The organism is Streptomyces zhihengii (assembly GCF_016919245.1).
GTDB lineage: Bacteria > Actinomycetota > Actinomycetes > Streptomycetales > Streptomycetaceae > Streptomyces > Streptomyces zhihengii.
Map to the genome: position 1 here is coordinate 5995670 of NZ_JAFEJA010000001.1, position 13128 is coordinate 6008797.

The window sequence follows — 13128 nt, forward strand, 5'->3', positions numbered from 1 at the left end:
ATGGCCACGGTCATCCAGGTCTCCGCGTACTACCCGCCGCACCTGGGCGGCATCGAACGCGTCGTGGAGAACCTCGCCACCGGTCTCGGCCGGGGGCACGACGTCCGGGTCCTCACCACGACCATCGACGCGGGCGGCGCGCCCCGGCGCTCCCGCGAGGGCCGGGTCACCGTGCGGCGCCACCGGGCCGTCGAGTTCGCCCACACCCCGTTCGCCCCCGGCATCTTCGCCTCGCTGCTGCGCGCCCCCCGCGACTCGGTGGTGCACGTGCACACGGCCTACACCTTCGTGCCCGAGGCCGTCGCGCTCGCGGCCCGGCTGCGCGGCCGCCGCTACGTCGTCCACCACCACCTCGACGTCGACGCCTCGGGCCGGTTCGGGCTGCTGCTGCCGGCCTACAAGAAGCACGTGCTCGCCCGGGTGATGCGCGGCGCCGCCGCCGTCATCGTGCTGACCGACTCCCAGGCACAGTTCGTGCGACGCGCCTACGGCGTCCGCGCCGAGCGGGTCTTCACCGTCCCCAACGGCGTCGACGACGCCTTCTACCTGCCCGTCAAGGAGGCCGCCGAGGGCCCGCTGCGGCTGCTGTTCGTCGGACGCCTCAGCCCGCAGAAGAACGTCGGCAGGCTGCTCGACGCCCTGAGCCTGGTGCGCCGGCCCGTGGAACTGCGCGTCGTCGGCGACGGCGAGCAGCGCGAGCTGCTGACCGCCCGCGCACGGGACCTCGGCCTGACCGGCGTGACCTTCACCGGCCCGCTCTTCGGCCGCGACCTCGTCCGCGCGTACGCGTGGGCCGGCGCCTTCGTGCTGCCCTCCGAGAAGGAGGGCATGGCCCTGGTCGCCCTGGAGGCGATGGCGGCCTCGCTGCCGGTGATCGCCACCGACGTCCCGGGCAACACCGAACTCCTCTCGGACGTCGGGCTGCTCACCGCGCCCGAACCCGCCGCCCTCGCCGCCGCGATCGACGACGTCGCCGCCGACCCCGAACTGCGCTTCGCCCTCTCCGTGCGCAGCTCCCGGGCCGCCCGCCGCTACACCTGGCAGCGCACCGTCAGCGAGGTGGAGGCCGTCTACGCGGAGGCCCTGCCATGACCACCGTCACCGCGCTGACCGCCCGCACCACGGACCGCCGCGGTCTCATCGGCGCCACGCTGCTCGCCGGGGCCGTCGAGCTGGTGCCCGGAGCCCCCACACCGCTGCTGCTGTTCGCCGGCCTCTGGCTGGTCCTCGGCGCACCGGCCGTGCTCTGGTACGGCGTCGCCTCCCGCGCGGTGTCCACCCGCGACGGGCGGGTGATGCTCTCCGTCGGCCTCGCCGTCATCACCGCCGTCGTCGTCCCCCTCGTCGTCAACACCGTGCTCCCGCTGCTCGGCGACGACCGCCCGCTCACCCGCACACCGCTGACCATCGCCTCGGTCCTGGCCGTCCTCCTGCTGGCGCAGGTGATCAGGCCGCCGGAGCGGCCCGCCGGCGAGCCGGCCTGGTGGACGAGCCTGCGCGAGCGCGCGCTGCCGCCTGGCCTGCTGCCGGTGGCCGCCCTCGGCGGCGTCACCCTCGTCCTCGCCGTCGCCGGCGCGATCCGGCTGAACAACGGTCTGGGGGCGGCCGTCGCCGTCGCCGCGATCACCGGCGTCACCGCCCTGCTGGTGCTGCTGCTGGTCCGCTGCCGGCGCTGGTCCGCCGGTGTCGTGGAGACCGGCCTGTTCCTCGCCGCCGGGGCCCTGCTGCTGATGACCTCGCTGCGCGGCTGGTTCATCACCGGCCACGACATCCAGCGGGAGTACGAGGTCTTCCGGATCACGGACGCGGCCGACCGCTGGAACGTCTCCGCCTTCCAGGACCCGTACAACGCCTGCCTGAGCATCACCCTGCTGCCCACCTCGATGGCCGAACTGACCGGGCTCACCGGCCTCTACGTCTTCAAGGCCGTGCTGCCGCTGCTCTTCGCCATGGCGCCGGCCCTCGTCCACCGGTCGGTGCGCAACGTCGCCCCGCCGCTCGTGGCGGTCCTCTCGGCCGTCTACTTCATGGCCTTCCCGACGTTCTTCACCGACATGACCTTCCTGGCCCGCCAGGAGATCGCGTACCTGCTCATCGGCTGCGCGCTGGTCGTGGTCACCGACCGGGGCCGGCCGCTCGGGGCCCGGCGGGTCATGGTCACCGTGCTGATCCTGGGCATCGTGCTCGCCCACTACTCGACCACCTACGTCCTGGTCCTGACCCTCGGGACCGCCCTCCTCACGGACGTCGTCTGGCGGCTGGCGACCCGGCTGCGGCACGGCCCGGCGCCGGGGGCCCGTGCGGCACGCGGGTTCGTGACCTGGTGGATGGTCGCCTCGCTGGCCGCCGCGGCCTTCGTCTGGGCCGGACCGGCCACCCACACCTCCGGCCAGCTCCAGAGCACCGTCGGCACCGCGGTGCGCGACCTGGTGAGCGGGCAGGCCGCCGAGGCGGGCTCCTCCGACACCTCCTACAGCCTGTTCGGCGGCACGAAGGTCAGCCCCGAGCAGCGGATCGCCGACTACCGCGCCCACACCGAGGAGATGCGCGCCGCCGGCGACCCGGCCTACAACCCGCTCTCCCTGGTGGACGCCTACCCCACGCCGGCGGCCGAGAAGGAGATCACCCCGCTCACCCCGCTCGGACGGCAGCTCGACGACCTGGGCGTCGACGTGCCCGAGGCGAACAGCACGGCCCGCACGGCCGCGGCGGCGCTGATCCAGGTGCTGCTGCTCGCCGGAGTCGCCTCGACGGTGCTGAGCCGCCACCGCGCCTTCCGCCCCACCCGGGACCAGCTCACCCTCACGGCCGGGACCGTGGCGGTGCTCGGCGTGCTCACCGTGCTGCCGCAGCTCTCCGTCGACTACGGGGTGCTGCGCGCCTTCCAGCAGGGCCTGTTCGTCTTCGCGCCCTTCGTGGCGGCCGGATCGCTGTGGGTCTTCCGGTGGGCCGGGCGGCGTTCGGCACTGATCGCGGGATCCCTGGCGGTGCTGCTGTTCCTCAACCTCACCGGTGTGGTCCCGAAACTCATCGGCGGCGCCCCGCCCCAGCTCAACCTGGCCGACGCGGGCGAGTACTACGACATCTACTACGTGCATCCCGAGGAGCGCGCCGCCATCGAGTGGCTCTACCCGCGCACCGAGCACAGCCCCGACAACGTCCAGTCCGAGGTCCACACCGACCGGTACGCCTTCCGGGAGAAGACACCGACCGTCGACCGGGCGCTCGACGACTTCTACCCGCCCCTGGTCCGGAAGGACGCCTATGTCTTCCTCGGCTCCACGACCGTGCGCAAGGGCGAGGCGACCACGTTCTACGGGGGCGACCTGATCACCTACCGCTACCCGGTGCCCTTCCTCGACGGCACCAAGAACAAGGTCTACAGCAGCGAGGGATCGGAGATCTTCAAATGAGCACCCCGACCGCACGGTCCCTGCGTGTGCTGCTGGTCAGCCACTACTACCCGCCGCACGTCGGGGGCATCGAGAACGTCGTCCGGCAGGAGGCCGTCCACCTGGTCCGCCAGGGCGCCAGCGTCACCGTCCTCACCAGCGGCACCCCGGCCGAGGTGCGCGCCCAGGGCCGCGGTGCCGCCGGTGAGGACGGTGACGGCGTGCGGGTGGTGCGCGTCGCCGCCTGGAACGGGCTGGAGGAACGCCGGGGGGTCCCGTTCCCCGTGCTGTCGCCCCGGCTCGTCCCCCTGGCGCTGCGCTGGGCCCGCTGGGCCGACGTCGTCCATCTGCACGACTGCCTCTACACCACCTCGTGGGCGGCGGGAGCGGCCGCCGCCCTCACCCGCACCCCGCACGTCCTCACCCAGCACGTCGCCCTGGTCGACCACCCGTCCCCGGTCGTCCGCCAGGTGCAGCGGGCCGTGTACGCCGTCGCCGGCCGGGGCCTGCTCCGGCGCGCCCGGCGGGTCATCGTGCTCAACTCCTCGGTGGCCGGCTTCGTCGCCGACCACGGCGCGCGCACCGGCAGCGTCCGGCACGTCGCCAACGGCATCGACGCGGTGGGCTTCCGCCCCGCCGGGTCCCGCGAGGAGCGCGACCGGGCCCGGGACCGCTTCCGGCTGCCCCGTGACCGGGTGCTCGTCCTGTTCGTCGGCCGGCTCGTCCCCAAGAAGGGCAGCGACCTGCTGCTGGCGGCCGCGGACCCGGCGTACGACCTGGTGTTCGTCGGCGAGGGCAACGAGGCCGGCCGCGCGGCCGGCCGGCCCGGGGTGCACTACCTCGGCGCCCTGCCGCCCGACGCCGTGACCGACGCGTACCGCGCCTGCGACGTGTTCGCGCTGCCCTCGACGACGGAGGGCTTCCCGCTGACGGTGCAGGAGGCCATGGCGTCCGGGCTGCCCGTCGTCACCACCGACGACCCCGGCTACGCGCCGTACGGGCTGGACCGCGACCACGTCAGGCTGCTGCCCCGGGACGCCGGCGAACTGCGCGCGGCGCTGGCCGCCCTCGCCGCCGACACCCGGCTGCGCGAACGGATGGGCCGCTACTCCCGGCACTACGCGACCTCCTGCTTCGCCTGGCCGGAGCACACCCGGACGCTGCTCGGCCTCTACCGCTGCGCACTGTCCGGCACCCCCGGCGAACAGCCCTCCAGGACACCGGTGGAGGCGGCATGAAGCTCGAAGCCCCGGCCCGGCCGGCGTCCGCACCGAGGAGGTGGCGCGCCGCGGCGCTCGCGCGGTCCACGACGCGTCCGGCCGGCCCGGGCCGCATCGCGGACATCCGCCGGGACCCGCTGATGTCCAACTCGTTCTTCCTGATGCTGACGACGGTGACGGCGGCCGCCGCCGGGTTCCTCTTCTGGATCCTCGTCGCCCACCTGTACCCGGCCGAGGAGGTGGGCCGGGCGTCGTCGCTGATCTCCTGCGTCTATCTGCTGTCGTACTTCAGCCTGTTCGGGCTCAGCAACACCCTGGTGCGGCATCTGCCCACCAGCGAACGGCCGGGCGACGAGACCAGCACGGCGGTCGTCACCGCCTGCTTCGGCACCCTGCTGGTCTCGGGCACCTTCGTCCTGGCGGTGCCCTGGCTCGCGCCCCAGCTCGCCTTCGTCCACAGCAGCCCGCTGACCGTCGTCGTCTTCCTGGTGCTCGCGGGCGGGGCGGCCGTCAACCTGCTGACCGACTCCGTCTTCGTGGCCTTCCGTTCGACGCGTTACAACTTCGCCATCAACGGTGTGCTGATGGGCAGCCTCAAGGTGGCGCTGCCCGTCGCCTTCGTGTTCGCCGGGGCCATGGGCATCTTCCTCGCCAGCGGGCTCGCGTCGGCCGTGGCGGCGGCGGTGAGCATCTGGGTCGCGCGGCGGAAGCTGCGGCTGCGCGTCCGCCCGTACTTCTCCTGGCGGCTGCTGCGCCGCACGATCGCCTACTCGCTGAGCAACTACGTCGCGTGCAGCCTCAACCTGGTGCCCCAGATCGTGCTGCCGCTCGTCGTCCTGGAGCGCCTCGGACCGGTCCCGGCCGCCGTGTTCTTCATCGCCTTCCAGATCGCCAACCTGGTGTACTGCGCCTCCTACGCCATCGGGGACGCGCTCTTCGCCGAGGGCTCGCAGGCCAAGGCCGACCTGCGCTCGATCGCCCGCCGCTCCGGAGCCGCCATGCTCGCCGTGAACGTGCCCGCCGCGGCGTTCGTGATGCTCCTCGCGGGGCACATCCTGAACGTCTTCGGCCCCGAGTACGCCCGCGGCGGCACCACCACGCTCCTGGTGTTCGCGCTCTCCGCCCTCGGCGTCGCCTTCTACACCTGGGCGGACTTCCTGCTCAAGGTGACCCGCCAGCTCACGGCGTCGGTCGTCTCCAACCTGGTCGCCTTCGCCGTCATCCTCGGCATCACGCTGGCCAAGGTGGACGAGGGCCTGGTGTGGGCCGCCATCGCCTGGGGCATCGGCAACGTCGCCTCGGGCGTCGTCGCCACCGCGGCCCTGCTGCTCTCCCGCCGGGGGCCGCTGGCCGCCCGGCGGCCCTCCCGGAAGGAGGCGTCATGACCGTCCGCACCGTGCTGCTCGCCTCGCCGTACTTCCCGCCCGACCTCGGCGGTGTGGAGAGCTACGTCGCCAACCTCGCCCGGCTGCTGGCGTCCCGGCACGGTCTGCGCGTCGTGGTCGCCGCGACGGCCGGCCCGGACCGCGGGCCCGGCCTCCACCGGGGGCCGGACGGCATCCGGGTGCACCGCCTCGCCGCCCCGTTCACCGTCTCGCGGACCCCGCTCGGCGCCCACTGGGTCCGGGACCTGCGCCGGGTGGTCGCGCGGGAGGACGTGGACCTCGTCGACGCCCACGCGCCGGTGCCGCTCTTCGCCGACGCCGCGGCCCGCGCCTGCGGCCGGCTGCCCTTCGTCCTGACGTACCACACCGGCCGGATCCGCAAGGGCCGCCCGCTCGCCGACGCCCTCTGCGCGGCCTACGAGCGCACCCTGCTCGCCCGCACCGCGCACCGGGCCGAGGCCGTCGTCTGCTCCTCGGACCATGTGGCGGCCGACCTGCCCCGGCTCTTCGGGGGACGCGCCACGACGATCTCGCCCGGGGTCGACCTCGCCCGCTTCACCGAACGCCCGCTGCCCGGGCACCCGCGCATCCTCTTCGCGGGGTCCCTCGCCCGGACGGCGGGCTACAAGGGCCTCCCGGACCTGCTCCGCGCGGTCGCCCGTCTGGTACCGGCGGTGCCGGACGTCACGCTCGACATCGCGGGCTCGGGCTCGGGCGCGGCCGGACACCGGGCGCTCGCGGACCGGCTGGGCATCGGCCGCCGGGTGACGTTCCTCGGGCAGCTCGACGCCCCGGGACTGGCCGCCGCCTACCAGCGCGCCCGGGTGCTGGCCCTGCCCACGTACGACGACAGCTTCCCCACGGTCCTGGTGGAGGCGATGGCCTGCGGCCGGCCGGTGGTCACGACCCCCGTCGGCGGGATCCCCTCGCTGGTTGCCGACGGCGGGAACGGCCTGCTGGTGCGGCCGGGGGACGGCGGCGCCCTGGCGGCGGCGCTGCGTTCGGTGCTCGTCGACGACGCCCTCGCCCGGCGCCTGGGGAGCGCGGGCCGCGCCCGGGTCGCCCGTGAGCTGTCCTGGGAGCGGCAGAGCGACCGGACGGCCGAGGTGTTCGGCCGGGCCGCCCGCACCGCGGCCCGGCGCACCGCCGGCGGCCGGCGGTCTCAGTCGCGCAGCGCCCCGATGGCGCGCCGCAGCGCGCCCAGGGCGGGCTTGGGGCTCCCGTCGGAGCGCCGCAGGCCGTAGAAGTCCTCGTTGGTGGACCGGTCGGTGCCCAGGTCGCGGTCGGAGTACCAGAAGAGGGCGCCGACCACCGGGTCGGCCGCGGCGGCCCGCACCACGTCCGCGGCGACGGCGGCCTGCCGCGCCTCGGTGACATGGGTGGCCGCCGGGCCGGAGGCCGCGGGGCTGCCGTCCGACGCCGTGCCGGGACCGCCGGTCGGCGCGCCCGTCTCGGTGATCCACACCGGCAGCCCGGGCGTGCCGTAGGCGGCCAGCACGCCCTCCAGGCTGTCCGGTCCGCCGGCGACGGCGTCCCAGGCGGTGGTGTGGCCGGCGACGGCGGTGAGGTCCGGATAGGTGTAGGGGTGGTAGCCGACGGCGTCGACGAGCCGGTTCCCGCCGCGCTCGCAGACCTCGGCTAGGAACTCCGTCTGCGCGATGTCCCCGCCGCCGGACGGTGCGGCGCCGAGGCCCCCCAGCACCACCCGCGCGGCCGGGTCGGCGGCCCGCAGGGCCCGGCCGGCCTCCCGGAGCAGCACGGCGTAGGCCGCAGGGTCCGGGGCGGGCTGCCAGAAGCGGACGAGGTTGGGCTCGTTCCAGATCTCCCAGATGTGCACCCCGCGTTGCGCGTACCGGGCGGCGGCGGCACCGGCGAAGGCGGCGAAGGCGGCCGGGTCGGCGGGCGCGCACTTGTCGCTGGCGCAGCCGTCCGGCCTCGCCCACGGCGGGGTGTAGGCCAGCACCGGCAGGACCTCCAGATCCCGCGCGCGGGCGGCCTCGACGACCCGGTCGAAGAGATGCCACCGGTACGCGTCGGGCCCGTCGGCCTGGACGTCCCGCCACGCCAGGTCGGCGCGCACCCAGCCGCCCCCGAGGGAGACCACGTCGTCGAGGGCGGCGGCGAGCTCGGCGTCCGGCATCGACACCAGGGTGTTGCCGTAGGCGATGCCGGTGCGCAGCGGCGGGGGAGCGGGGGGCGCGGGCTGGAGGGCCAGGGCGCAGGCGGCGACGGCGATCGCCGCCGCGAGAGCGAGCCGTCGGGGTCGTCGGGGGGACCAGGGCGCCACATGTCCACTTTATGGCGTTCATGGTGATCCGAAGCGCGAAGGGGCGCCGCGCGGTGTGCGCGGCGCCCCTTCGGCGCGTGGGCCGTGCCGACGTCCTACGGCAGCGCCAGCATCCGCTCCAGCGCGAGCTTCGCGAAGCTCTCCGTCTCCTGGTCGACCTGGATGCGGTTGACCAGGTTGCCCTCGGCCAGCGACTCCAGGGTCCACACCAGGTGCGGCAGGTCGATGCGGTTCATCGTCGAGCAGAAGCAGACGGTCCGGTCCAGGAACACGATCTCCTTGCCCTCACCGGCGAAACGGTTCGCCAGTCGCCGGACCAGGTTGAGCTCCGTGCCGATCGCCCACTTCGAGCCGGCCGGGGCCGCCTCCAGCGTCTTGATGATGTACTCGGTCGAGCCCACGAAGTCCGCGGCCGCGACGACCTCGTGGCGGCACTCGGGGTGCACCAGCACGTTGACGCCCGGCACCCGCTCGCGCACGTCGTTCACCGACTCCAGCGAGAAGCGGCCGTGCACCGAGCAGTGCCCGCGCCACAGGATCATCTTCGCGCCGCGCAGCTCCTCGGCGGTCAGGCCGCCGTTGGGCTTGTGCGGGTTGTACAGGACGCAGTCGTCGAGGGACATGCCCATGTCGCGGACCGCGGTGTTGCGCCCGAGGTGCTGGTCGGGCAGGAAGAGGACCTTCTCGCCCTGCTCGAAGGCCCAGTCCAGCGCCCGCTTCGCGTTGGACGAGGTGCAGATGGTGCCGCCGTGCTTGCCGGTGAACGCCTTGATGTCGGCGGAGGAGTTCATGTAGGAGACGGGCACGACCTGCTCGGCGACGCCGGCCTCGGTGAGCACGTCCCAGCACTCGGCGACCTGCTCGGCCGTCGCCATGTCGGCCATCGAGCAGCCGGCCGCGAGGTCGGGCAGCACGACCTTCTGGTCGTCGCCGGTGAGGATGTCGGCGGACTCGGCCATGAAGTGCACGCCGCAGAAGACGATGTACTCGGCCTCCGGGCGGGCCGCCGCGTCCCTGGCCAGCTTGAAGGAGTCACCCGTCACGTCGGCGAACTGGATGACCTCGTCGCGCTGGTAGTGGTGTCCCAGGACGAAGACCTTGTCGCCGAGCTTCTCCTTGGCCGCGCGGGCGCGCTCCACCAGGTCCGGGTCGGAGGGGGAGGGCAGGTCGCCGGGGCATTCGACGCCGCGCTCGCTCCGGGGGTCGGCCTCGCGGCCGAGCAGCAGGAGGGCGAGCGGCGACGGCTGGACGTCGAGCTCGGTGATGGTGTGGGCGGTGGTCACGACACGCACCCTTTCTTCGTCTGACAGGAGACTTCTCGTCTATATGACGCTATCTATCATAACCGCTTCACGTCACTTTGACGACGGCCATAGCGTCGATGTGACGCACCCCCTCCCCGCCGCGGCGGTACCCCGCGCCGGGCCGGTGTGCGAGCATGAAAAAGGGAAAGACCCCGGCTCCGGAATGAATCCGCGGCCACGCCGGTTGCAATCGTCGGCAAGCAGTCTCCGTACAACCCGGGAGAGAAGCAGATGTCCGTATCGGACGAGAAGACCACAGTCAGCGACGGCATCCTCCTGTCCGACGCCGCCGCGGGCAAGGTCAAGGCCCTGCTCGACCAGGAAGGCCGCGACGACCTCGCGCTGCGCGTCGCCGTTCAGCCCGGCGGCTGCTCCGGCCTGCGGTACCAGCTCTTCTTCGACGAGCGCTCGCTCGACGGCGACGTCGTCAAGGACTTCGACGGCGTCAAGGTCGTCACCGACCGCATGAGCGCCCCGTACCTGGGCGGTGCCTCGATCGACTTCGTCGACACCATCGAGAAGCAGGGCTTCACCATCGACAACCCGAACGCCACGGGTTCCTGCGCCTGCGGCGACTCCTTCAGCTAGTCGTCCGCTCCACACACGCCGAAGGGCGGCGTCCCCCGCGGGGGACGCCGCCCTTCGGCGTGTGTGGAGCGCTACTTCCGCAGCGGCAGCTCCTTGCCGTTGCTCGCGTCCACCACCGTGCGCCCGCCCAGCGGCGCGTCCAGCGTCACCTTCACCGACTGCTCCTCGGCCACGGCGATGCAGACCCGGTCCGGATCCGGATCGACGACCGTCACCTCGACCGTCACCTTCCCCGCGCTCTCGGCGGCCTCGGCCCGGTAGGTGTCGCACACCCCGCCCCAGAAGGTCACCGTCAGGGTCCTGCCGTCGGCCGTGTACGAGGTCCCCGGCAGCGGCGGGACCCCGTCCGGGTCCCCGGACCGCGGGATCTCCCGGGCCGGCGGCTCGTCCGCCTTCACGTACTGCGGCTCCACGGCCGTGCGCGCGAGGGTGAACGGGTCGCCCCCGCTCTCGGCCTTCACCTGGAACAGCCACGACGGCACCAGCGCCGGCCGGCCGTCCACCTGTTGCGCGGCCAGCCCGAAGACGGCCTCGGTGATCGTCAGCCGCCCGGTGGGCGTCCGGTCGTCCTTGACGTCGCAGGGCGCGTCGGGCCGCACCGGCTTGCCGGGGGCCGGCGGCTCGGCGTCCGGGCGCAGTTCGTCCTGGTGCGGCACGGGTGTCGCACACCCGCCGATGCCGATCCGGCCGTCACCGCGCGAGGACTCGTTGAGCGCCTCGACCGCCGCGTCCGCCGTGACCACCGGATAGCTGTGGGCCCGCGCCGGCTCCTTCAGCCGGCCGCTGCCGCCGACGACCTGCCCGTCGGGGCCGACCTGCACCCCGGTCGACCAGCCGTACGTCGGCAGCCCGTCGATCACCGGGTCGGCGTTCACCACCCGGACCGCGCCCATGAGCTGACCCGCGCGCAGCTCGGCGCCGCCCTGGCCGGCCGCCTCCAGCACCGGGGCCGCCGCCTTGCGGGCCACCGCCTCGGAGACCGCGCCGCCCGGGTCGCCGCCGGGCGTCCCGCCGTCGGGGCACGGCTTCGCCCGGGGGCAGTCGTCGCCGCTCGGCGCCGCGCCGAAGCGCTGGAACGTCCAGGTGCCCGGGGCCTCCTTGTTGACCTCCAGCACCGGGCCCGAGCCGTCCTGGGGCGCCCCGGCCTTCCAGGCCGTGCCCTCCAGTCGCGGCGCGTCCGCGATGCCGAGTGCCTTCGCCAGCCGTGCGACCTCGTCCGCCGTCACGGAGCCCGTGGCGGTCCGGACGGCCGCCCGGCCCGGCCCGTCGGGCAGTTCGCCGGACGCCCGGTAGACCACACCGCGGCCGTTCGGGTCCGGTTCGCCGGGGGCGATGCCGCCGCCCGCCGTGTCCAGGGCGAGCAGGGGAGCGGGGCCCGCGTCCTCCCCGGTCCCGCTCCTGCCGCCCGCCGTGCCGTCGCCGCCGCCGGATCCGGCGGCCGCGAAGTACGCCCCGCCCCCGCCGGCGACCAGCACCGCCGCCACCACCGAGGCGACGACGAGCGGGGACCGCCGGCGGGGACCGTCGTGCGCTTTCTCCGTGCTGCTCACCGCATCGCTCCTTGTCTCCTGCCTCCTGCGCCGGAGGGCACGGATGAGACGGGGCAGGGGGGCGTGCGGTTCCCCGGGATCAGTCGCCGTAGACGGACATCGCGTCGACGAGCCGGGCGGACGCGGGGGGCACGACGACACCGTGGATCAGGGACGGCGGCACCGGCGCCGGTGCCTGGACCGCGGGGACCACCCAGTGCGGTGCCATGCGGGCGCAGTCGCCCCGCAGCTGGGCCAGGCTCATCTCGGACTCCCGCGACTCGCGCGCGGCGATCTGCTTCGTCATAGCCGCACCGTACGCATCGATCACCGAAGGAAAAAAGCCCTACTATCGGGTAGTTTCCGTACATGGCCGGATGGCGCGACCCGGTAGCGTGGACTGTCACTGTCAGCCCTCCCCAGGAGCGCATCACCGTGCGTATCGCCGTCACCGGCTCCATCGCGACCGACCATCTCATGACGTTCCCCGGACGCTTCGCCGACCAGCTGGTCGCCGACCAGCTCCACACGGTGTCCCTGTCCTTCCTCGTCGACACCCTCGACGTCCGCCGGGGCGGTGTGGGCGCGAACATCTGCTTCGGCATGGGCCAGCTCGGCACCGGCCCGGTCCTGGTCGGCGCCGCGGGCTCGGACTTCGACGAGTACCGCGCCTGGCTCGACCGCCACGGCGTGGACACCGCGTCCGTCCGTATCTCGGAGGTCCTGCACACCGCCCGCTTCGTCTGCACGACGGACGCCGACCACAACCAGATCGGCTCCTTCTACACCGGCGCCATGAGCGAGGCCCGCCTGATCGAGCTCAAGTCGGTCGCCGACCGGGTCGGCGACCTCGACCTGGTGCTGATCGGCGCCGACGACCCCGAGGCGATGCTCCGCCACACCGAGGAGTGCCGTTCGCGGGACATCCCGTTCGCCGCCGACTTCTCGCAGCAGATCGCGCGCATGTCCGGCGACGAGATCCGGATACTGCTGGACGGCGCCGCCTACCTCTTCTCCAACGAGTACGAGAAGGGCCTGATCGAGTCCAAGACCGGCTGGAACGAGCAGGAGATCCTCTCCCGCGTCGGCCACCGGGTCACCACCCTCGGCAAGCGCGGCGTGCGCATCGAGGCGGCCGGCGCCGACCCGATCGAGGTCGGCTGCCCCGACGAGGAGGCCAAGGTCGACCCGACGGGCGTCGGCGACGCCTTCCGCGCCGGGTTCCTCTCCGGACTCTCCTGGGGCGTCGGCCACGAGCGCGCGGCCCAGGTCGGCTGCATGCTGGCGACGCTGGTGATCGAGACCCTCGGCACCCAGGAGTACACGCTGCGCCGCGCGAACTTCATGGACCGCTTCACCAAGGCCTACGGCGACGAGGCGGCCGCCGAGGTCCGCGGACACCTGGCCTGACCCCCTCCCGCCC

Annotated in this window: 11 protein-coding genes; 7 read left to right on the forward strand and 4 right to left on the reverse strand. The window is 73.8% G+C overall.

The annotated features are described in order from the left end of the window. Genes JE024_RS25435 through JE024_RS25455 form a run of 5 tightly spaced genes read left to right on the forward strand, consistent with a single transcriptional unit; the run spans nucleotide 1 to nucleotide 7241 of the window. A complete protein-coding gene (locus JE024_RS25435; RefSeq protein ID WP_205375810.1) occupies nucleotides 1–1092 on the forward strand; it encodes a glycosyltransferase family 4 protein in 1092 nt (363 codons plus the stop codon). Further along, nucleotides 1089–3413 (forward strand): DUF2206 domain-containing protein, encoded by a 2325-nt coding sequence (locus JE024_RS25440; RefSeq protein ID WP_205375811.1) that lies wholly within the window; start codon nucleotides 1089–1091, stop codon nucleotides 3411–3413. The genes JE024_RS25435 and JE024_RS25440 overlap by 4 nt, the downstream gene beginning before the upstream one ends. Next, the gene (locus JE024_RS25445; RefSeq protein ID WP_205375812.1) at nucleotides 3410–4630 is read left to right on the forward strand and encodes a glycosyltransferase family 4 protein; all 1221 of its coding nucleotides are present in this window, start codon (nucleotides 3410–3412) and stop codon (nucleotides 4628–4630) included. Before JE024_RS25440 ends, JE024_RS25445 begins: the two co-directional genes overlap by 4 nt. Further along, entirely contained in the window at nucleotides 4627–5997 is a 1371-nt protein-coding gene (locus tag JE024_RS25450) for a lipopolysaccharide biosynthesis protein (RefSeq protein WP_205375813.1), read from the forward strand. The genes JE024_RS25445 and JE024_RS25450 overlap by 4 nt, the downstream gene beginning before the upstream one ends. Further along, nucleotides 5994–7241 carry a glycosyltransferase family 4 protein gene (locus JE024_RS25455; RefSeq protein WP_205375814.1) on the forward strand — a complete coding sequence of 416 codons (1248 nt, stop codon included), beginning with the start codon at nucleotides 5994–5996 and terminating at the stop codon, nucleotides 7239–7241. The genes JE024_RS25450 and JE024_RS25455 overlap by 4 nt, the downstream gene beginning before the upstream one ends. Here the strand turns inward: JE024_RS25455 and JE024_RS25460 are convergent. Continuing rightward, nucleotides 7160–8284, reverse strand: a complete 1125-nt coding sequence (locus JE024_RS25460; RefSeq protein ID WP_205375815.1) for a cellulase family glycosylhydrolase — start codon at nucleotides 8282–8284, stop codon at nucleotides 7160–7162. The two genes, JE024_RS25455 and JE024_RS25460, sit on opposite strands and share 82 nt — an antisense overlap. Before the next feature lie 95 nt (nucleotides 8285–8379). Beyond that, nucleotides 8380–9567, reverse strand: a complete 1188-nt coding sequence (gene nadA, locus JE024_RS25465; protein ID WP_205375816.1) for a quinolinate synthase NadA — start codon at nucleotides 9565–9567, stop codon at nucleotides 8380–8382. A gap of 252 nt (nucleotides 9568–9819) precedes the next feature. Between nadA and JE024_RS25470 the strand changes: the two genes are divergently transcribed. After that, entirely contained in the window at nucleotides 9820–10176 is a 357-nt protein-coding gene (locus JE024_RS25470) for a HesB/IscA family protein (RefSeq protein WP_205375817.1), read from the forward strand. Nucleotides 10177–10247: 71 nt separating this feature from the next. Here the strand turns inward: JE024_RS25470 and JE024_RS25475 are convergent, their stop codons facing one another. Next, nucleotides 10248–11726 carry a hypothetical protein gene (locus JE024_RS25475; RefSeq protein ID WP_205375818.1) on the reverse strand — a complete coding sequence of 493 codons (1479 nt, stop codon included), beginning with the start codon at nucleotides 11724–11726 and terminating at the stop codon, nucleotides 10248–10250. Between the two features lie 79 nt (nucleotides 11727–11805). Beyond that, nucleotides 11806–12012: a hypothetical protein gene (locus tag JE024_RS25480; protein WP_147990222.1), complete on the reverse strand. Its 207-nt coding sequence runs from the start codon at nucleotides 12010–12012 to the stop codon at nucleotides 11806–11808. A gap of 128 nt (nucleotides 12013–12140) precedes the next feature. Between JE024_RS25480 and JE024_RS25485 the strand changes: the two genes are divergently transcribed. Next, on the forward strand, nucleotides 12141–13115 hold the full coding sequence (locus JE024_RS25485) for a carbohydrate kinase family protein (protein ID WP_205375819.1): 975 nt from the start codon (nucleotides 12141–12143) through the stop codon (nucleotides 13113–13115). Nucleotides 13116–13128 lie beyond the last annotated feature (13 nt).